Origin of the sequence: Herbihabitans rhizosphaerae (assembly GCF_004216555.1) — a bacterium.
Classification (GTDB): domain Bacteria; phylum Actinomycetota; class Actinomycetes; order Mycobacteriales; family Pseudonocardiaceae; genus Herbihabitans; species Herbihabitans rhizosphaerae.
Genome location: NZ_SGWQ01000001.1, coordinates 508,279 through 527,864 on the forward strand (window position 1 = coordinate 508,279; position 19,586 = coordinate 527,864).

Genomic DNA, 19,586 nt, shown 5'->3' on the forward strand with positions numbered 1-19,586 from the left:
TTGCTAGCTTGCCGCCAAGCTAGGTCGATCCAGCGGTCATCCAGGAGGAATCGTGCGAATTTCACCCGTTGCGCGGCCCGCAACAGGAGGTCAACGATGAGGACACCGAAAGCGCGCGCCCTCGGAGAGTCCTTGCGGGCGGCACGGAAAGAACGCGACATGACGTTGCGCGATCTGGCGAAGTTGATCGAATGCGACCCGGGCCAGATCTCCCGCTGGGAGAACGGGGAGCGTGTCCCGAAGCTTGATCAGGTCGCACGAATCCTCACCAAGCTCGACGTCACCGGCGAGCGCTACGACACGATCGTCAACCTCGCGCATGGCACCGACGACGGTCGCTGGATCGCGATCACCCCGCCTGAGCAACGGGAGCAACTCGTCGCTTTGGTGCACTTCGAACAGTCCGCCACCGCGATCACCGTGGTGAGTCCACTCCTGGTGCCTGGCCTACTGCAGACCCGCGACTACACCCGGGCGATCATGACCAGCACCAATCTGTCGGAAGCCGAAGCATCGTTCAGGGTCGCGCTTCGCATGGGACGCCAAGACATCCTGAACCGCCCCGCCCCTGTGAAGCTCACTGCCTACATCGGCGAGGCCGTGTTCAAACAGCGCATCGGAACTCCGCAGACCATGCACGAGCAGATGCGTCACATCCTCAACATGGCCACACAGTCCAATGTGGACGTTCGCGTTATGCCCTTCGACAGCGGCTGGCACCCAGGCCTGGAGACCCTGTTCGTGATCATGGAATCAGCCGCCAATCCGACGATCGTCAACGTCGAACTCCGCGCCCAGGCGATGTTCATGCACGAGAAGCACGACGTCGCGATATATCGCGAGGCTCTCGCCCACGTCGACCAAATTGCATTGTCTCCCAACGACTCCACCACGTTGGTTGCCGAGTACACGGACCAATGGAGGGACCGCGTATGACGGGGTGCTCCCCGGCGTCAGTGAGTCGTGGTGACCCTCTCGTCAGTAGGGTGGTGGGTCTGGTCGGCGATGGGTTCGGCCCGGACAGCGACTTCGTGTCCCAATGGGCTGCGGGTGATCACGGTGTCGGGTTCGGGTTGTTCGACCTGCCAGCCGGGCTTCTCCTTGCACAGGTTGTGGCGCTCGCAGCGCGGGTTCAGATTGCACAAGCAAGTTCTGCCGTGGTCGGCGTGGCGGAGGGTGTGATCGATCTGGCACCGTGTGGCCGGCCTGTCACACCCGGGGTGAGTACATCGGCGGAACCGCAATCGCACATTCTCAGCCATCGCCGCCGGCGGATACCGCTTCCGCCCCACATCAGTGATCATCCCGCTCGCCGGATCATAGAGAATTCGCCGCCAGGTCGATTTCTCGTCGGCCGCGAGTTCCCGCACGACTTGCGCGGGGAGTATGTCGACGCCGAAGAGTTCCCCCGGCTTGTCGTCCACACCCAACAGCGTGGTGTGCGGCACGTCACCCACACAATCGTCTTGATGTGCGACGGGTTCTCCCCGCAGAAGTGCTCCATCGCGCTGTCGAACCGCAAATTGTCCAGGCTGCGCGCGTCACCCTGCTGCTTCAACCGGCGGGCGTGTTGGTCGATCCGCACATACGCCGGATACAACTGCTCCACCGGCCCCCGGATGCCGAGGAAGGCCTCCCCGTCCTCGTCCTGCTTGAAGGTGACACACCGGTCTTTGCGGCGCGCCAGGCGGCGTTGTTCGGCGCCGTCGGGGTCGACCTTGTTCACCCAGTAGCGCACCTTGCGCTGAAACGGGGTGTAGTAGTCCGGCGCATCCGCCAACACAGCGGCTTCCACCTGGGCGGCGTGCTCATCCGACAGTGGCCGGGTGACCTCATACATCGCCCGCGCCTTCGCCCAATCAATCACACCCCGCCCGAGCGCGGACAGGGTCTGGGCGAGCAGCCGAACCTCATCAGCGCACAACGCGGCTTTGTCTCGCTGAACGTTTTCCAGCTCCGCGACCGTGCTCGCCTCATCCGGCGTAAACGGCCCATCCGACCAATCGAACTCAGGCTCGCCAAATACCCGAGGCGCGGTTGCGAGAACCGCGTCCCAAGACATTTCCTCACCTATTACCAACACACTACAATTCTACCGGACTATCCACGAAAATGGCGTCCCCCATTCCGGCGGCAAGCTGGTCACCCTGACACCCCCACGGAGAACAACCACAAGAGGGCGACCAGCGCGGCAGCCCAAAACGCACAAAGCGCACTAATTCAAGAAAGATCACCCGAGTCGGCGATCAGCATGAGCATCCCAGACACCAGTCGCGGCGGTTTTGTGAGCATATTCCGCGAAGTCGCGGGGCGGCCGGCCGAGAATGCGCTCGACGGTGTCGGTCACCGTGGCCCTGCGGCCGTCGAAGACCTCGACCATCAGGCCGGCCAGTTGCGTCGCATACTCGGCCGGCACGCCTCGCCTGGTCAGCGATGAGACGAACTGCTCGGGCGTGACCGACAGATAACGAACCTCCCTGCGGGTCACCCTCGCTATCTCGCCGACGGCATCGGCGAAGGTGAGCAGTCGTGGTCCGGTCACGTCGTGGATCCGGCCGGCATGGCCGTTCTCGGTCAGCGCCGCGACGGCGACATCCGCGATGTCCTCCGCGTCAGTGAACGGTTCCGCGACGTCGCCAGCCGGAAGTGCGACCACACCGGCCCGGACCAGTTCTACGAGGAACGCCTCGCTGAAGTTCTGCGTGATGAACCCCGCCCGCACGATGGTCCACTCCGCACCCGAGTCCCGCACCGCCCGTTCGCACCGCTCGGCCTCGTCCGCACCGCGGTCGGCAAGCAGGACGAGGCGCCGGACGCCGCACGCCACTGCCAGGTCCGCGAAGGAACCCACGGTCCTGGCCGCGCCGGGGAACGCCGCATCAGGGTAGAAGGCCACGTAAGCCGCGTCCATGCCTCGTAGCGCGGGTGCCCACGTGGTGTCGTCCTGCCAGTCGAAAGGCGGGTCAGCACGCCGTGAGCCAACCCGTACCGGCATGTCACGCGCTACGAGCCCAGCCACGACCCGACGTCCGGTCTTGCCGGTCCCCGCGAGGACCAACGTTGTTGGCGCAGTCACTGTCATGATCCACAGTCCACCGGAATGCCGGGCTACGGGCCATGGTCGAGGCTCGCAGGTCCATAATGGCGCGTCTTACACTGCGCCGGTGGACCCCTTGTCGATTTTGCTCGACGGAGCCAGGGCCAGGGGTGCGTTCGTGCTGCGGACCGTCCAGAACCCACCCTGGTCGGTGCAGGTGCGAGACAGGGCGCCGCTCAACGTAGTGGCCATCCTGCGCGGGACGCCTTGGGTTGTGCCCAGTACCGGCGATGCGGTACGACTCGACGTTGGTGATATCGCGATGATGCGCGGCCCGGACGCGTTCACCTTCGCCGATGATCCCCGCACTCCGATCCAGGTGGTCGTTCAGCCCGGCCCCCGACGGACGACCCCAGCCGGCGTGGACCTGCCCGAGGCCGCGGACGCGAGTGTGCGCACCTGGGCCAACGGCATGCGAACCCGCGATGACGGCCCGGACGGCTCGTCGGTGCTGCTGATCGGCAAGTACCGGCGACCAGGCGAGATCGCCATGCGACTGCTCAGCGCGTTGCCTCCCCTTCTGGTCATCCCCAGGGCCGCCCACGGCGAATCCGCGGTGGTGTCGCTACTCGCCGAGGAGACCGTGCGAAACGAGCCGGGCCAAGATCTCGTGCTCGAACGACTTCTGGATCTCCTGCTAGTCACCATCCTCCGCGCACGGTTCATCAGGCCAGATGCCGATGCGCCGGCCTGGTATCGAGCCAACGGGGATCCCGTCGTCGGCCCCGTCCTGCGACTCATGCACGGCCACCCGGACCATCCGTGGACGGTGGCCGCGCTCGCCGGGCGGACCGGGGTGTCCCGAGCGACGTTGGCCCGCCGCTTCACTGACCTCGTCGGCACGCCACCAATGGCATATCTCACCGAGTGGCGAATCGACCTGGCCGCCGATCTCCTCAAAGAGTCGGACGCCACAATTGACTCCATAGCCCGTCAGGTTGGTTATGGCAGCGCATTCGCGTTCAGCGCCGCTTTCAAACGAGCCCGCAGGATCAGTCCACAACGCCACCGCGACCGGATGTGACCGCCCGGTCCTGGAGCGCGGGCATCGAGTCATTTGCCGGGCGCTCTAAGAAGACCGAAGAACACCAGAGCCGCGCACCCCCACCTCCACCGGAAAGCGCACAAACCCCCGAATCGAAGCAGAAGGCCGCAACACCGGAGTACCCACAGGACGCAGATCAGGAAAACGCTCCGCCAAAGCCCGCAACGCGATCTCCCCCTCGATCCGAGCCAGCTGCGCACCGAGGCAGTAGTGCACCCCACTCGAGAACGCGAAATGCTCCGGCCCACCTTCACGCGTGATGTCGAATCGATCAGGCTCCGGGTACACCGAAGAATCCCGATTCGCGGTCGCGAGCATCGTGAGCACCGGCGTGTCAGCAGGCAGACGCTCGCCGGCCAGCTCCACCTCGGTCTGGCTCACCCGGCCGGTGATCGGCACCGGCGGCTCGTACCGCAGCGTCTCCTCGACCGCACCCGCCGCCAGCTCCGGTCGTTCGCGCAGCAAAGCCCACTGCGCGGGGTTGCGCCCGAGGTGGAACACCGCGTTCCCGATCAGATTCACGGTGGTCTCGAAGCCAGCGATCAGCAACAACTGACACGTGGAGAGCAGCTCGTCGGCGGTGATCTTGTCGCCGTCGACGGCCTGCACCAGCACGCTGATCACATCGTTTCCCGGATCAACCCTTCGCTGCGCCATCAATTCGCTGAACAAATCGTTCAGCGCGGCGATCGCCTTCTCCAGGTCCACCTGCTGCCGCGCGGTGAGCTGACCGTCCAGCGCCTGACCGGCGAGCTTGCCGTAGTCGGCGAACCGCGCGCGGCTGTCCTCCGGAATGCCCAGCAGCTCGCTGATCACCGTGATCGGCAGCGGCGTGGCGAAGTCGGACATCAGGTCGAACGGCCCGTCGATCTTGTCGAGCAGCCGCCCGGTGGTCTCCTCGATCCTCGGCCGGTACTCGTTGATCAGCTTCGGGCGGAACGCCGGCGCGACGAGGCGGCGCAGCTTGCCGTGGTCCGGCGGGTCGAGTTCGAGCAGCGACGGCACCGAGCCGACCGGGATCATCTGCTCCTCGGTGAGCCGGCCCGCCGAGTCCCGCACGCCGAAACCCGGACCGCGCAGCACCCGAGCGCACAGCTCGTGCGACGACACCGCCGTGTATCCCATCCGGCTGCGATATACCGGCCCCCGATCCCGAATCGCGCGATAGACCGGCCACGGATCCGGCGGCGCCAGGTAGAGCTTCGCCATCTGATCGCCGAGTGTCGCCAGCGTGCGGGTGGCGGCGCGGGTGGCGAATCCCTTTATGGCGTTCGTGACAGTGGACATGACCCCTCCTCGATTGACTCCTCCTGTGCCCGGACCTCGATGTGCCGCAGTCCGGGAGCGATCGCGGCGTAGCCGGCCGACACCAGGCAGCCGGCGCCGATCAGCGCGTAGGTCACCGCCGCCCCGACGCCGTCCACCAGCGCGCCGGCGAACGCGGCGCCGAGCGGCGCGGCGAGCAGCGCGAGCGAGGTGACGGTGCCGATCACCCGTCCGCGCAGGCGTTCCGGCGTCTTCTCCTGCATGATCACCGCGGTGATCGGGTTCACCGGGGCGGCGCCGATCCCGACGGCGGCGGCCAGCACGGCCCGCCCGAGGGTGCCGTCCAGCAACGCGAACGCGGCCAGGCCGACTCCGGTCAGCGCGAGCGCCCACCACAGCACCGGGCGGCGGCGCAGCCGGGGCGCGACGAATCCGTAGCCGACCGCGCCGGCGATCCCGCCGACCGCGAACATGGCCGCGATCAGGCCGAGGTCCCCCGGCCGGCCGGCACGCTGCAATTCGATGGTGAGCACCGTGGTCAGTGGTGCCACGAACAACACCAGCATCATCAGCGTGATCGCGGTTGCGCGCAGTTCCGCCTTGCGCAGCACGAATCGAAGACCTTCGACCACGGCGCGGCCGTAGGGCTCGTGCACGCTGTCGTCCCGTACCTGCGCGGGAATCGTGGTCGCGGTGAGCACCGCCGCGGCGAGGAACATCGCCACGGTCGCCCACAGCGTGTTGGCCGCGCCGACGGTGGCGATCAGCACGCCCGCCAGACCCGGAGCGGCCACGCCGCCGAAGCCGTCCACCGCCTCGCCCCACGCGTTGACCCGCTCCAGCGGCACGCGGGAGTGCTGCGCGACGTCGGGGCGCAGCGACTCGCGGGCGGCCATTCCCGGTCCGTCGAACACCGCGCCGAGTGCCACCAGCAGGGCGATCAGCCCCGCGGTCAGCCCGACGGCACGGTCCAGCAGCGGCACCGCGGCCACCGCCGCCGCGCTGAGCAGATCGGCTCCGATGCTCAGCCTGCGCCGCCCCCAGCGGTCGATCAACGCGCCGCCGAGCAACGCGGACACGGCCATCGGGAGCAGCGAGGCGGCCGCGATCAGACCGGCCAGCGCCGGGCTGCCGGTGCGCTCCATGACCAACCACGGGATCGCGATCTGGACGATCGTGTTGCCCGTGATCGACAGGCCGGCCGCGCCGAGCAGACCCGCGACCGGGACGGTGCGCGCCATGGTCAGTCCTGCTCGGCGCCGAGGCCGCGCAGCAGCGTCGTGACCACCAGGTCCGGTGCGTCCAGCGGCGCCAACCGACCCTTCACGATCGCCTCCCACGCGCTGTAGATCAGGCCGTTGAAGGTGAGCGTGAACCACCAGACGCGGGTGTCCGCGCGGAAGATCCCCGCCTGCTGACCGCGCCGGATCAGCTCGTCGGTCTCCTCGTCGAGGGCCTCGAGCCGGGCCATCAGCTCCGCGTCGAGGTCCAGCGACGGCTGGCGCACCAGGAACTCGATCCGCGATCCCAGCGGGATGGCCGCCGTGACAAGCCGGCGCAGCGCGTCGACCACCTGCTCGCCCGGCACATCCAGTTCGGCCTCGGCGACCGCCTTCTCCACCCGGTCCACCGCGTCGTGCGCGACCGCGACCAGCATCTCCTGGCGGGTCGGAAAGCGGTTGGTCAACGTGGTGCGGCCGACCCCCGCGGCCGTGGCGACGTCGGACATGGACGCGGACGGATTGGCCAGCAGCACCTCAGTCGCGACATCGAGGATCGACGCGCTCGTGCGCGCAGCCTTACCCACTTCCGGACTACTCATGCCCAAAACTGTACAACAGTGTCCCGTTTTGTGCACGCGAAGACCGAACTCATCCAGATGGCGGCACCGATCTTTCGACCACCCTCACTACCCTCGCTATATGTAATCAGACGGTTACCAAAAGAGAGGTCTTGTGGCCAGATCAGATACCTACGTCAGTCCGCTGCCGTTGATGCGCATCAGCTCCGGTCTCTGGGCCGCTCGGACCATGGCGGTCGCGCACGAGTTCGGCGTCTTCGAACACGCCCGCGCCGGATCCGGTGTCACGGTGGCCGAGTTCGCGAACACGGCGGGATCGACGCACGCCCGGCCGAGTTGCTGCTGACCGCGTGCGCCGGGCTGGACCTGCTCCAGGTCACCGCCGACGGGCGGTACGAGAACACGCCGCCGAGGAGTACCTGGTCGCGGAGAAGCCGGACTACTTCGGCGGGATCGTTCGGGTCTTCGATCAGCACTGTGCGCCCGGTTGGATGCGGCTGGAGGACGCGCTGCGCACCAACGCGCCGACCACCTGGGATCCCGACACCCAGGTGTCGCTGTTCGACAACCTCGATCCCGCGTTCGTCGGCGACTTCTGGGCAGGCATGTTCTCCATGTCCACCTGGACCGCGCGGGTCGTGGCGAGCAGCGTCGACTTCACCGGCACCCGGCGGTTCCTGGACGTCGGTGGCGGCGGCACACCGTACGGAATCGTTCTCTGCCAACAGAATCCCGAGTTGCGGGCGACCGTGTACGACCTCCCCCAGGCGTGCGAGTTCGCGCGCGGAAAGATCACCGAAGCCGGACTGGGGGACCGCATCGAGGTGGTCGAGGGAGACTTCTTCGTGGACGCCGCGCTACCCGGCGGTCACGACACGATCCTGCTGTCGATGATCCTGCACGACTGGGCCGAGCCCGAATGCCGGGCGATCCTGGACAAGTGCTGGCGGGCGCTACCCCCTGGCGGACGGCTGATGATCAGCGAGCTGCTGGTCGACGACACCAAGGACGGTCCGGTCGACGCGGCGCTGATGAGCATCCACATGCTGGTGGAGACGTTCGGCCGCAACTACACCGAGAGTGAGTACACCCGCTGGCTCACCGACACCGGGTTCGACAAGATCCACACGATCCGGTTCGAGGCGCTCAGCGCCAACGGCGTGGTGATCGGCACGAAAGCCTGACCTCAGGTGTTCACCCGAACGCCCCGGCCGAGTGCGGTGAGGGTGAACCCGGCACGCCTCGGCACGTCGGGGTCGAGCAGGTTGCGGGTGTCCACCACGACCGGCCGCCGCATCACGCCGGCCATCCGCGCCCAGTCCAGCGAGCGGAACTCGGGCCACTCGGTGAGCACCACCAGCGCGTCGGCGTCCTTGCCGGCCAGGTACACGTCGTCCACCACGCTGAGCAATCCCGGCGCCGGATTGGTCGCGCCGGCCGCGAACGACGGGTCGTAGGCGACCAGCTCCGCACCGGCCTGCCGGAGCAACGCGGCGACGGCCAGTGCCGGGGAGTCGCGCACGTCGTCGGTACCCGCCTTGAAGGTGAGCCCGAGTACGCCGATCCGGTGGTGTGACAGGGATCCGCCGCGTTTGCCGGTGACGGCCAGCCGCACCTTGTCCACCATGCGCTGCCGCTGTCGCACGTTCGTGTCGATGGTGGCGCGCAACAGACGGAACTCGAAGTCCGCGGCGTCGGCCACCTGCAACATCGCGTGCGTGTCCTTGGGCAGGCACGAGCCGCCCCACCCCGGGCCGGGCGACAGGAACGCGGTACCGATCCGCCGGTCGTAGCCCATCCCCTCGGTCACGTCGTCCACGTTGGCGTCCAGCCGCTCGCACAGCTCGGCGATCGCGTTGACATAGGACAACTTCATCGCCAGGAAGCAGTTCGCCGCGTACTTGACCAACTCGGCGCTGGCCGCGTCGGTCAACACCGTCGGCGCGCCGAGCCGGGCGTAGAGCGCGGCCACCCGCTCGGCCGCGTCCTGCTTGTCGCAGCCGACCACGATCCGGTCCGGGTTCAGGAAATCCCGTACCGCCGAGCCCTCGCGCAGGAACTCCGGATTGCTCACCACCGCCACGTCGTCCCGGTCGAGCAACTCCGCGGTGCGCGAGGCCGTGCCGACCGGCACCGTCGACTTGTTCACCACCACCGCACCCGGCGGCAGCAGGTGACCGACCTCCTCGATCACCGACTCCACGATGCTCAGGTCCGCGACTCCGCCGACACCCATCGGCGTTGGCACACAAAGGAAAACGACCTCCGCGCCACCGTCCACAGTGTTGGTGCCTCCGGTGCCGGCGGGCGCGGAAGACACCGCGTCCTTCGCGCCGACCACGAACGACAGCCGCCCGGCCGCCATGCCCTCGGCGATCAGCTCGGGCAGGCCGGGCTCCAGAATGTCCACCACTCCCCTGGACAGCGCCTCGATCTTGGCCGCGTCCACGTCCGCGCACACGACCCGGTGACCGAGCGACGCGAGACACGCGCCAGTGGTCACCCCCACGTAACCGGTACCCACCACCGCGATCCGCCGTGCGAACATCAGACCCCCTCACCCACCGAGTCGACCGAGTTGCCGTCCTCGGACGGCAGCTTGCGCAGTGCGGCGAACGCGCTCAGCGTGCGCTCGCCGCGAAGATCGATCAGCCGGTGCCCGTACCGGTCGCGCTGCCGAACCGGCACCTCGGTGGACCGGTCGCGCCGGTCCATCTCCGGCCACACCAGGTCGATCGCCGACTTGTAGCCGGTCAGCTCGTCGTAGGTGCCGACGTAGGCGCGCGCCTGCGGCCGCCAGTCCAAATCCTGCTCGGCGCGCCTGCGCCCGGACGCGCCGAGCCGCGCGCGCCGGCCCGGATCGTCGAGCAGATCCACCACCGCGTCGGCGAATCCGTCCACGTCACCCGGCTCCACGTACACCGCGCAGTCCCCGGCGGACACCACCGTCTCGGTCAGCCGGTACGCCACCACGGGCAACGCGTAGGCCATGTACTCCATCGTCTTGTTCATCGTGGACACGTCGTTGAGCGGGCTCAACGGGTCCGGCGACAGCCCGAGCGACGCGGTGGACAGGTACTCGGTGATCTGGTCCGGCCCGACCCGGCCGGTGAACTCGACCACGTCGTCCAGCCCGAGGTCGGTGCACAGGGTTTGTAGGTCTTCAAGACAGTCGCCGAACCCGAGCATCGCGAACCCGACGTCGTCGCGGCCGTACAGGTGCACGATCCGGTCGGCCACCTGGAGCACGCCGTCCACCCCGTCCTGCGGCCCCATCACGCCGAGGTACACGACCAGGTGCCGGCGGCCGCGGCGCAGCTCGTCCACCGCCTCGATCGGGCGCATGATCGAGGTGTCCGGGCCGGAGCGCACGACCGTGGTCCGCGCCCTGGGCACGCCGCCGCGCTCCACGGCGATCCGCTGGTAGGACGTGTTGGTCGAGATCACCCGATCGGCGGTGCGGAAAGTCTTGCGCTCCAACCACTTCAACGCGGCGAGCTGGGCGCGTGCCGGCAGGCTCGCCGGCTCGCCGAACCGGGAGCGGAACACCTCGGGGTTGAGGTCGTGATGGTCGAACACGAAGCGCACACCGCGCGGCCGCCACAGCCGGGCCAGCGCCCAGTAGGTGTCCGGCGGGTTGCACGCCTGGATCACGTCGAACCGCCTGCGGCGCCACACTTTCCGGCTCAGCCTGGCGGTGCGCGCCCAGCAGTACGCGAACTCCCACGCGTAGCCGAGCGCGCCGGCGGCCTGTCGCGGCGGCGCGTACTTGTACAGGTGTACGCCGTCGAGCAGCTCGTAGTCAGGGTCTCCCGGCCCTTTCGGGCAGATCACGGACACCTCGTAACCCGCGGCGGCCAGCGCCTGACATTCCAACCAGACCCGGCGGTCCAACGGAACCGGCAGGTTCTGCACGATGATCAATACATGTGGAGGACGACTCACCCCGGGCCCCTTCTAAGACGACGTCGCACGACGCAGTTGCAGCCCGACGCAGACGTATTCGCTTGCCTCCCCTCTGTGGTTACCGAGAAGTCGGAAAAAGAGGCCGGACGGGGAGAAGATTCCCCGCCACTCGCGGAAGTGGTTGCCAGGCAACCGAAAACACGGTCGGTAACGGCTACGGGCGGGCGCTCGATCTACCGGGCACTGACGCTGTCGCCGGGGAGTGCCGGCGCGTCGCGGCATGCGTGGAGGGCTCACGATGAAGCGACCGTTGGCCGTCGTGGTGGTGACCTACAACAGCGCGGCGGTGATCGAGGACTGTCTCGCCGCACTGCCGGACGCGTTGGGCGATGTGGGTGACACCCGTGTGATCGTGGTGGACAACGACTCCACCGACGACACCGTGAAGGTGGCCAAGACCTACCCCGTGAGGGTGATCGAGCGCGGCTCCAACGACGGGTTCGCCGCCGGGGTGAACGCGGGCATCGACGCTGCCACAGCCGCCGCCGACGGCTGCGACGTGCTCGTGCTCAACGCGGACATCCGGCTCGCCCCCGGCTCGGTCGCCACGCTGCGCGACAGTCTGACCCGCAGCCCGGCGGGCATCGCCGTACCCCGGCTGGTCGGCCCGGACGGCGAGTTGCACCCGTCGCTGCGCCGAACACCCACGGTGCCCAGGGTGCTCGGCGAGGCGCTGCTCGGCGGTACCCGCGCCGGCCGGCTGGGCGTCGGCGAGCTGATGATCGGGCCGCGCGCCTACGCGAAGGCGCGGCTGGTCGACTGGGCCAGCGGTGCCGCGTGGCTGATCAGCCGCGAGTGCCTGGACGTGGCCGGCCGGCTGGACGAGCGGTACCTGCTGTACTCCGAGGAGACCGACTACATGCTGCGGGCCACCGCCGCCAGTTTCCCGGTGCGCTACGAGCCGGACGCCGTGGCGACGCACCTCGGCGGCGAGGTGCAGTCGTCAAGTCCACTGTGGACATTGCTCACCGCGAACCGGGTGCGGCTGCACCGGGAGCGGCACGGGCGGCTGGCCGGCGTGCTGATGCGGCTGGCACTGATACTCAACGAGGCGCTGCGCTCGGTGCGCGGCACGCCGGTCGACGTGGCCCGCCACCGGGCGGCGCTGCGCGGGCTGATCCGCCTGCGCCGGTGGCCGAAACCGTTGTACGACAAAGACAACCCGCCGTACGTGTGCTTCTCCGCGCAGGACTGGTGGTACCACAACCAGGCGCACTCGGACTTCCAGTTGCTGCGCCGGGTGGCCGAGACGCGCACCGTGCTGCTGGTCAACTCGATCGGCCTGCGTATGCCGCTGCCCGGCCGCAGCACCCAGTTCGCCCGCCGCGTGCTGCGCAAGGCGCGCAGCGTGGCCAAGCTCGTGCGCACCCCGGTACCCGAACTGCCGCGCTTCCACGTGATGACGCCACTGGTGCTCCCGTTCTACGGGAAACCGTTGCTGCGCAAGGCGAACGCGGTCCTGGTACGCGCGCAGGTGAAGGCCGTGAGCCGGGCGCTCGGCATCCGCGAGCCGGTCGTCGTGGTGACCATCCCGACCGCGTGGGACGTGGTCGCGCCGATGCGCAGGCGGTCACTGGTGTTCAACCGGTCCGATCGGCACTCCGCGTTCCCCGAGTCGGACGAGCCGACGATCCGCGCGCTGGAGGACTCCCTGCTGCGCGAGTCCGATCACGTGCTCTACGTCAGCCGGGCACTGCAGCACGACGAGTCCGAGGCCACCGGCGAGCGGGCGCACTTCCTGGACCACGGCGTGGATCTGGACCACTTCCGGCGCCGCACCCAGCGGCAGATCCCGCGCGATCTGGCCGAGGTGCCGGGTCTGAAGATCGGGTTCTTCGGCAGCCTGGACGACTACCTGGTGGACTTCGACCTCCTCGAACGGGTGGCCGCCGAGATCCCCGAGGCGTCGCTGGTGCTCATCGGCGACGCCACCTGCTCGATGGAGCGATTCGACAAGTACCCGAACGTGCACTGGCTCGGATTCCGTCCGTACGAACGGATTCCGGCGTACGGGTCCGGCTTCGACGTGGCACTGATGCCGTGGCTGTCCAACGAGTGGATCACCCACGCGAACCCGATCAAGATGAAGGAGTACCTCGCGCTCGGGCTCGCCGTGGTGAGCACCGACTTCCCCGAGGTGGCCAGGTACCGCGAGGTGATCAGGGTGGCGGGCGACCACGCCAGGTTCGTCGAACTGATCCGCGACTCGCTGGCCGACGGCGGCCCGCGCACCCCGGAGCTGCGCCGGGTCGAGGTCGCCGACGCCTCGTGGGACTCGCGCGCGGCCGCGCTGATGGCGCTGGCCGAACGACCGGACCGGCCATGTGCGGAATAGCGGGCATCCGGTACTTCGACGGGCGGCACGTCGACCCGGAATCGTTGTCCGCCATGGCCAAACGACTGCACCACCGGGGGCCGGACGATCTCGGCTGCTATGCCGACGGGGCGGTCGGCCTCGCGCACACCCGGCTGTCGATCATCGACCTGGGCGGCTCGCGGCAGCCGATGACCGGTGCCGTCGGAGCGCACCACCTGGTGTTCAACGGCGAGATCCTGAACTACCGCGAGCTGCGCGCGAGCACGCCGTACCCGTACCGCACCAGCGGCGACACCGAGGTGCTGCTCGCGATGTACGAGCGGTTCGGCGCCGAGGGCGTGACCCGGCTGCGCGGGCAGTTCGCCTACGCGTTGCACGACGACGAGACCGGCGAGACGCACCTGGTGCGCGACCGGCTCGGGATCCTGCCGCTGTACTACTACGCCGACGCGGGCATGATCGCGTTCGCCTCGGAGATCAAGGCGCTGCTGCCGGTGATCCCATCGTCCACTGTGGACACCGACAGCCTGCACGACTATCTGGCGCACCGGTCGGTGCCGGCGCCGTTCACGATGATCACCGGAGTGCGCAAGCTGCCGCCCGGTCACCGCCTCGTGGTCACCGCCGAGGGCCGGGTGCACGTACGGCCCTACTGGGCGATCGACCCGGTGCGCCGCCGGACGCACGTCGCGCCCGAGGACGCGGTTCGCCTGGTGCGCAACGCTTTGCGCGATTCGATCGCCGAGGCGCTGATCGCCGACGTTCCGGTCGGGGCGTACCTGTCCGGCGGCGTCGACTCCAGCCTGATCACCGCGATGGTGGCCGAGCACCGGGCCGGCGCCGGGGTGTCCACCTACTCCGCCGGGTTCGGCGACTCGCGGGTGGACGAGACCGAGTGGGCGCGCCGGGTGGCCGCGGTGGTCGGCAGCGATCACCACGAGGTGCTGGTCTCGCCGGACGACTTCCGCGACTCGTGGGCGGCACTGTCCTGGCACCGCGACGCGCCGCTGTCCGAGCCGGCCGACGTCGCGGTGTTCCGGCTGGCCGAACTGGCCCGGCGGGACGTGAAGGTGGTGCTGTCCGGCGAGGGCAGCGACGAGCTGTTCGGCGGGTACCCGAAGCACCGGTACTCGGCGGCCACCCGCTGGGCCGGTGCGCTGCCGGCGGTGCTGCGCGGCCCGCTGCTGCGCCGGGTCGAGCGGGCACTGCCGGCCCGCGGCGCGCGACTGGGCATCGCGTTGCGCGCACTCGCCGAACGGACGGCGGCGGAACGTATGCGGGCCTGGTTCGCGCCGTTCGCCTCGGCCGACCGGGCGGCGCTGCTCGGCCCGGCAGTGCGGGAAACCCTGACACCGTACGAGAACGGGCGCGGTGACGCGCTGCGCAGGATGCTCTACGCGGACGCGCACACCTGGCTCGCGGACAACCTGCTGGAGCGCGGCGACCGGATGTCCATGGCCGCGTCGCTGGAACTGCGCCCGCCGTTCCTGGACCACCGGCTGGTGGAGTTGGCCTTCCGGCTGCCCAGCGACGTGAAGGTGCGCGGCGGCACGACCAAGTGGGTGGTCAAGGAGGTGGCCCGCCGGTACCTGCCGGACTCGGTGGTGGACCGCCCGAAGTCCGGCTTCCGGGTGCCGTTGGACGCGTGGTTCCGGCACGGGCTGCGCGACATGGCCAACGACCTGCTCACCGGCCCGTCGTCCTTCGTGGCGTCCACAATGGACCGTGATGTGGTGCGGAACCTGCTGGCGGACCACGATTCCGGCGCGCGTGACGAGCAGTCCCGGTTGTGGACACTGCTCTCGCTGGAAATGTGGCACCGGGAGCTGGTCGCCCGCAGGGACCGGACCTAGCCATGTACGTCGCCTCGGTCCGCCCGGCTCGATCGTCCACAGTGGATCCTTCCGCTGGGGACGGCCGGGTGCGCCGGCAACTGCCCGGCACGGTGTTCGCGCTCGGCACGGTCAGCCTGCTCACCGACATCTCCGCCGAGATGATCACCGCGTTCATGCCGGTGTACCTGCTGTTCGGCCTGCAGATGAGCTACCTCGCGTTCGGCGTGCTGGACGGGATCTACACCGGGGCCACGGCGCTCCTGCGGCTCGCCGGCGGATACGTGGCCGACCGCTCCCGCCGGCACAAGGCGGTCGCGGTCGCCGGGTACGGCCTGTCCGCGGTGACCAAGCTGGTGTTCCCGATGGTCGGCGCGTCCGCCGCGGGTATCGGCGGGGTGCTGGCCGCCGACCGGGCCGGCAAGGGCCTGCGCACCGCCCCGCGCGACGCGATGATCTCGCTGGCCACCCCGGCCGACCAGCTCGGCACGGCGTTCGGCGTGCACCGCACCATGGACACGATCGGCGCGCTGCTCGGCCCGCTGGCCACGTTCGCGATCCTGGCCTGGCTCACCATGAGTCCCGAGCCGGTGTTCGTGATCAGCTTCTGCTTCGCCCTGCTCGGGCTGATCGTGCTGGTGTTCTTCGTGCGCCAGCCGACGCCCGCGACCACGCCCGCCGAACGGGTCGGCGTGCGCGCGTGGGCGTCGCTGTGGCGTGACCGCCGGCTGCGCGGCACGGTGATCGCCGCCGCCGTACTGGGCTTGGCCAGCATGTCCGACGCGTTCGTTTTCGTTGTGCTGCAACGGGTTTCCGGCGTATCACACTGGTGGCTGCCGCTGCTGCCACTGGGCACCGCGCTGGTGTTCCTGGCCGCCGCCACCCCGGTCGGAATGCTGGCCGATCGGCTGGACCGTGTTGGTGAGCCCTCGGTCGATGGGCTTCGTGATCGAGATGGCCATCTGACAAGGCGGAGGATAAGGCTCGTACTGGACCGTACTCGCCTTGTCCGACAACGCCGCCAGGGGCCATCTCGGCGCGAAGACCGCGACCATGGGGTCCACCAACCCGGTCGGGGCCGGTGGAAGGTGTTCTTCGCCGGGCACGTGGCGCTGCTCGGCGCGTACCTGCTGCTGCTCGGCCCGTTCGGCGGGCTGCCGCTGGTGCTCGCCACGCTCGCGTTGCACGGTCTGTTCTACGCGGCCACCGACGGCGTGCTGATGGCGCACGGCGCGACGCTGGTGCCGGCGCGGCTGCGGGCGAGCGGGCTGTCGATCGTCCAAACCGGACAGGCGGTGGCGCGCCTGGGGTCCTCGATCCTGTTCGGACTGATGTTGCAGTACGTCGGGTTCGGCACCGCCATGGCCGTGGCGATCGCCGGACTCGTGGTGGCGCTGGCGGCGGTGGTCTGGCTGGTGCGGACGTGATCCGGCACCGCGTCGCCGTCGGCGTCATCGCGATCGTCGCGGTGGTGCTGTTCGGGATCGGGTACGTGGTGTGGACGATGTCCGACCGCGACGCGGCGGCCGCTCCCGGCACGGCAAGCGGACACGCGTTCTCGTTCGTGGACTTCGCCGACGGCCGCACCCGGGTCGACCGGCTCGGCCCGGACGGCGCGCGATCGGTGGGATCCCTTCGCTGCCAACGGTTCTACTCCGCCGGTGGCACCAGCGTGTGCCTGCGGCTGTCCGGTGTGGGGCCGAGCTACTCGGCCGACGTGCTGGACGCGGGCGGCACGGTCGTGCGCAGCGTGCCGCTGCCCGGGGTGCCCAGCAGGGTGCGGGTGTCCGCGTCCGGGAAGATCGTGTCCTGGACGGTGTTCGTCACCGGTGACTCGTACCTCGCGCCCGGCGGGTTCTCCACCAGGACGGGGTATCTGGACCTGCGCACCGGCACGCTGGTCGAGTCGCTGGAGGACTTCTCGTCCATTGTGGACGGTCGGCCGGAGCGGCGGGTGGACTTCAACTACTGGGGTATGACGGTCTCCTCCGACGATCGCACGTTCTACGCCACACTCGGCTCCGGGCAGCAGAACTGGCTCGTGCGCGGGGATCTGGCGACTCGCTCGGTGACCACGATCCGGCCGGGCGTGGAGTGCCCGTCGTTGTCTCCGGACGGCACCCGGATCGCGTTCAAGCAGCGCGGCGGGCGGCTCGGCGCGTGGCAGCTCAACGTGCTGGATCTGCGCTCTGGCAACGTGATCACGCTGCCGGGGACCGGCGGAGTGGACGATCAGGCGGCGTGGCTGGACGACCGTACGCTGGCGTATGCCAAGGTGCCACAGGCCTCCGCGCCGGCGATCTACACCTCGCCCGCGGACGGGTCCGGCGAGCCGCGCTTGGTGATCGGCTCAGCGGCGTCGCCGTCGCCGGGCTGATCGCGCCGCATGCGAACCACCTTGCGATCGAGGTCCACGCCCATGGCCGGCGGCGCTCCGGAGGAGTCCTCCTCCTTGATGATCTCCATCGAGTCGCGGTAGTCCAACTCGATCCGCTTGGAGCCGTTGAACATCGCGGTGACTTCGTTGACGTAGGTCGCCGACAGCGGCGTGCCCCTCTGTTTGGCACGCCGCTTGCGCAGGAGTTCGACGCTGCCGACGCCCACGAACATCAGCAGGCTGCCGACGATGCCCGTCGCGATGATCGCCGCCCACATCTTCACGACACGCCAACGCTCGGCCACGCGCGGTCGTTCCCGCGCACGAGAAGACCCGCACGTGGTCCGGGCGAGGGCGCCGTCCACGTGCGGGTCTCCTCTTCGGAGCTGCCCTGCATCAGCTCCTTGTCCGACTCGACGACCCCAGCGTCGGGTCGGGGTTGGTCTCGGCCACTTCCGCGGCCGAGCGTCTATTTCACTTCGACCGTCTTGCCCTCCAGCGTTACATCCACCGTGGCGGATCCGCTGGCCAGCACGAGCTTCACCTTCTCGCCCGGTGTGCGCGCCCGCACGGCGGCCACCAGCGCATCCGAGGTATCGATCTTGCGCTCGTTGAACTGGGTCACCACGTCGCCCGCCTTGAGACCGGCCTTCTCGCCCGGCCCGCCCGGCGTGACCTCGGCGATCTGCGCGCCGCCCTGCGGGCTGTCCGTCACCTTCGCGCCGAGGAAGGTCTGCGTCGCCTTGCCGGTCTTCACGATGCCGTCCGCGGTGCGCCGCGCCTGGTCGATCGGGATCGAGAAGCCGATGCCGACCGAGCCGCCCTGCTGCCCGGACCCGGAGGACTCCCTCGGGCTGTAGATCGCCGAGTTGATCCCGACCACCCGGCCCTGCATGTCCACCAGCGGCCCGCCGGAGTTGCCGTGGTTGATCGACGCGTCGGTCTGGATCGCGTCCATCACCGTGGCCTGGTCGCCGTTGCTGCCGCCGGCCCGCGTCGGGCGGTGCAGCGAGCTGACGATGCCGGAGGTGACCGTGCCGGCCAGGCCGAACGGCGAGCCGACCGCCACCACGGCCTGGCCCACCTTGAGGCTGTCCGACCGGCCCAACTCGGCCGCCTTCAACCCGGAAACGCCCTGCGCCTTGATCACCGCGACGTCGGACTCCGGGTCACGGCCGACGATCGTCGCCTGCGCCGTCTTGCCGTCCTGGAACTGCACCGCGATCTGGCCACCGTCCGCGCCGCCCTCGACCACGTGGTTGTTCGTGACGATCAAGCCGTCCTGGCTGATCACGAAGCCCGAGCCGCCACTGCCGCTGGACTGGCCGCTGCGCACCTGGATCTGCACGACGCTCGGCAGCACCTTCTCCGCCACCGCCTCGATGGTCCCCGGCGGCGACGCGGCCGTCTGGCTCGCCGGCGGCGCCGGCGCGGTCGTGTCCAGTGACGTGGAGCTGGCGGCGGCCGGCTTGTCCGAGTCCGCCGCGAGGTACCCGCCGACCGCGCCCGCGCCACCCCCGACGAGCAGCGCGAGCACCGTCATCCCCGTCACCAGACCGGAGGCGCCCCGACGCCCCGGCTCGGTCTGCCCCGACGAATGAGGCGGCAGCGTCTGTGTGGCCGGCGGGGCGGCGCTCTGCGCGCTGTGTGTCTGTGCGCCGTGAGTCTGTGCGCCGTGGGTCTGGCCGGGCCCGTAGCCGGGGCCCGAGGACGAGCCGGCACCGAACGCCGAGCCGAACAGGACCTGCTCCTGCTGAGGCGCCTGCGGTGCGTGCTGCGGCACCTCGCCCTGCTGCGCGTGACCCTGCTGCGCACCTGCCGCCGACCACGGGCTCGGCGGAGTCGGCTCGCCGTGCTGCTGTTCAGGCTTGTTCTCGGTCATGTC

General features: G+C 69.3%; 17 protein-coding genes. 8 read left to right on the forward strand and 9 right to left on the reverse strand.

Annotation, left to right across the window (positions count from 1 at the left end; translation table 11 throughout):
• Window positions 1-96 precede the first annotated feature (96 nt).
• A complete protein-coding gene (locus EV193_RS02685; RefSeq protein ID WP_130342317.1) occupies window positions 97-936 on the forward strand; it encodes a helix-turn-helix domain-containing protein in 840 nt (279 codons plus the stop codon).
• 364 nt (window positions 937-1,300) lie between these two features.
• Here EV193_RS02685 and EV193_RS02690 read toward each other — a convergent pair whose 3' ends face one another.
• Both EV193_RS02690 and EV193_RS02695 read right to left on the reverse strand, forming a co-directional pair.
• Window positions 1,301-2,062: a 13E12 repeat family protein gene (locus tag EV193_RS02690; RefSeq protein WP_130342318.1), complete on the reverse strand. Its 762-nt coding sequence runs from the start codon at window positions 2,060-2,062 to the stop codon at window positions 1,301-1,303.
• A gap of 168 nt (window positions 2,063-2,230) precedes the next feature.
• A complete protein-coding gene (locus EV193_RS02695) occupies window positions 2,231-3,082 on the reverse strand; it encodes an NAD(P)H-binding protein (protein WP_130342319.1) in 852 nt (283 codons plus the stop codon).
• A gap of 82 nt (window positions 3,083-3,164) precedes the next feature.
• On the opposite strand from EV193_RS02695, the gene EV193_RS02700 reads away from it, so the two are divergent.
• On the forward strand, window positions 3,165-4,121 hold the full coding sequence (locus tag EV193_RS02700; RefSeq protein ID WP_207222460.1) for an AraC family transcriptional regulator: 957 nt from the start codon (window positions 3,165-3,167) through the stop codon (window positions 4,119-4,121).
• A gap of 45 nt (window positions 4,122-4,166) precedes the next feature.
• Here EV193_RS02700 and EV193_RS02705 read toward each other — a convergent pair whose 3' ends face one another.
• From EV193_RS02705 to EV193_RS02715, 3 genes are read right to left on the reverse strand one after another with little or no spacing between them, the layout of a single operon-like run.
• Window positions 4,167-5,429, reverse strand: a complete 1,263-nt coding sequence (locus tag EV193_RS02705) for a cytochrome P450 (protein ID WP_130342320.1) — start codon at window positions 5,427-5,429, stop codon at window positions 4,167-4,169.
• A complete protein-coding gene (locus tag EV193_RS02710) occupies window positions 5,405-6,649 on the reverse strand; it encodes an MFS transporter (protein WP_130342321.1) in 1,245 nt (414 codons plus the stop codon). The genes EV193_RS02705 and EV193_RS02710 overlap by 25 nt, the downstream gene beginning before the upstream one ends.
• Window positions 6,650-6,651: 2 nt before the next feature.
• Entirely contained in the window at window positions 6,652-7,230 is a 579-nt protein-coding gene (locus EV193_RS02715) for a TetR/AcrR family transcriptional regulator (protein WP_130342322.1), read from the reverse strand.
• A gap of 133 nt (window positions 7,231-7,363) precedes the next feature.
• Between EV193_RS02715 and EV193_RS33610 the strand changes: the two genes are divergently transcribed.
• Together EV193_RS33610 and EV193_RS02720 are read left to right on the forward strand one after the other, a co-directional pair.
• Window positions 7,364-7,555, forward strand: a complete 192-nt coding sequence (locus tag EV193_RS33610) for a hypothetical protein (protein ID WP_207222461.1) — start codon at window positions 7,364-7,366, stop codon at window positions 7,553-7,555.
• Between the two features lie 4 nt (window positions 7,556-7,559).
• Complete coding sequence (locus tag EV193_RS02720) at window positions 7,560-8,393, forward strand: methyltransferase (RefSeq protein WP_207222462.1); 834 nt, start codon at window positions 7,560-7,562, stop codon at window positions 8,391-8,393.
• A gap of 2 nt (window positions 8,394-8,395) precedes the next feature.
• Here EV193_RS02720 and EV193_RS02725 read toward each other — a convergent pair whose 3' ends face one another.
• Both EV193_RS02725 and EV193_RS02730 read right to left on the reverse strand, forming a co-directional pair.
• The gene (locus EV193_RS02725; protein WP_130342323.1) at window positions 8,396-9,757 is read right to left on the reverse strand and encodes a UDP-glucose dehydrogenase family protein; all 1,362 of its coding nucleotides are present in this window, start codon (window positions 9,755-9,757) and stop codon (window positions 8,396-8,398) included.
• Window positions 9,757-11,154, reverse strand: coding sequence for a glycosyltransferase family 4 protein (locus EV193_RS02730; protein ID WP_130342324.1), 1,398 nt, complete (start codon window positions 11,152-11,154; stop codon window positions 9,757-9,759). The genes EV193_RS02725 and EV193_RS02730 overlap by 1 nt, the downstream gene beginning before the upstream one ends.
• A 259-nt stretch (window positions 11,155-11,413) precedes the next feature.
• On the opposite strand from EV193_RS02730, the gene EV193_RS02735 reads away from it, so the two are divergent.
• The 4 genes from EV193_RS02735 to EV193_RS02755 are packed head-to-tail and all read left to right on the forward strand — an operon-like array spanning window position 11,414 to window position 17,701.
• Window positions 11,414-13,510: a glycosyltransferase gene (locus tag EV193_RS02735; protein WP_130342325.1), complete on the forward strand. Its 2,097-nt coding sequence runs from the start codon at window positions 11,414-11,416 to the stop codon at window positions 13,508-13,510.
• Window positions 13,498-15,345 (forward strand): asparagine synthase (glutamine-hydrolyzing), encoded by a 1,848-nt coding sequence (asnB, locus tag EV193_RS02740; RefSeq protein WP_130342326.1) that lies wholly within the window; start codon window positions 13,498-13,500, stop codon window positions 15,343-15,345. Before EV193_RS02735 ends, asnB begins: the two co-directional genes overlap by 13 nt.
• 2 nt (window positions 15,346-15,347) lie before the next feature.
• Entirely contained in the window at window positions 15,348-16,751 is a 1,404-nt protein-coding gene (locus EV193_RS33930) for an MFS transporter (protein WP_242613099.1), read from the forward strand.
• Window positions 16,748-17,701, forward strand: a complete 954-nt coding sequence (locus tag EV193_RS02755) for a TolB-like translocation protein (protein ID WP_130342327.1) — start codon at window positions 16,748-16,750, stop codon at window positions 17,699-17,701. Before EV193_RS33930 ends, EV193_RS02755 begins: the two co-directional genes overlap by 4 nt.
• Here EV193_RS02755 and EV193_RS02760 read toward each other — a convergent pair.
• Both EV193_RS02760 and EV193_RS02765 read right to left on the reverse strand, forming a co-directional pair.
• Window positions 17,626-18,006 carry a DUF6191 domain-containing protein gene (locus EV193_RS02760; protein ID WP_207222463.1) on the reverse strand — a complete coding sequence of 127 codons (381 nt, stop codon included), beginning with the start codon at window positions 18,004-18,006 and terminating at the stop codon, window positions 17,626-17,628. The genes EV193_RS02755 and EV193_RS02760 overlap by 76 nt on opposite strands.
• Before the next feature lie 164 nt (window positions 18,007-18,170).
• Window positions 18,171-19,583, reverse strand: a complete 1,413-nt coding sequence (locus EV193_RS02765; protein ID WP_130342328.1) for a S1C family serine protease — start codon at window positions 19,581-19,583, stop codon at window positions 18,171-18,173.
• Window positions 19,584-19,586 lie beyond the last annotated feature (3 nt).

What these genes read in the sequence shown, in the direction of transcription:
- EV193_RS02685 (WP_130342317.1), top strand. Translation starts at nt 97, where the DNA reads ATGAGGACACCGAAAGCGCGCGCCCTCGGAGAGTCCTTGCGGGCGGCA.
- EV193_RS02690 (WP_130342318.1), bottom strand. Translation starts at nt 2,062, where the DNA reads ATGTCTTGGGACGCGGTTCTCGCAACCGCGCCTCGGGTATTTGGCGAG.
- EV193_RS02695 (WP_130342319.1), bottom strand. Translation starts at nt 3,082, where the DNA reads ATGACAGTGACTGCGCCAACAACGTTGGTCCTCGCGGGGACCGGCAAG.
- EV193_RS02705 (WP_130342320.1), bottom strand. Translation starts at nt 5,429, where the DNA reads ATGTCCACTGTCACGAACGCCATAAAGGGATTCGCCACCCGCGCCGCC.
- EV193_RS02710 (WP_130342321.1), bottom strand. Translation starts at nt 6,649, where the DNA reads ATGGCGCGCACCGTCCCGGTCGCGGGTCTGCTCGGCGCGGCCGGCCTG.
- EV193_RS02715 (WP_130342322.1), bottom strand. Translation starts at nt 7,230, where the DNA reads ATGAGTAGTCCGGAAGTGGGTAAGGCTGCGCGCACGAGCGCGTCGATC.
- EV193_RS02725 (WP_130342323.1), bottom strand. Translation starts at nt 9,757, where the DNA reads ATGTTCGCACGGCGGATCGCGGTGGTGGGTACCGGTTACGTGGGGGTG.
- EV193_RS02735 (WP_130342325.1), top strand. Translation starts at nt 11,414, where the DNA reads ATGAAGCGACCGTTGGCCGTCGTGGTGGTGACCTACAACAGCGCGGCG.
- asnB (WP_130342326.1), top strand. Translation starts at nt 13,498, where the DNA reads ATGTGCGGAATAGCGGGCATCCGGTACTTCGACGGGCGGCACGTCGAC.
- EV193_RS33930 (WP_242613099.1), top strand. Translation starts at nt 15,348, where the DNA reads ATGTACGTCGCCTCGGTCCGCCCGGCTCGATCGTCCACAGTGGATCCT.
- EV193_RS02765 (WP_130342328.1), bottom strand. Translation starts at nt 19,583, where the DNA reads ATGACCGAGAACAAGCCTGAACAGCAGCACGGCGAGCCGACTCCGCCG.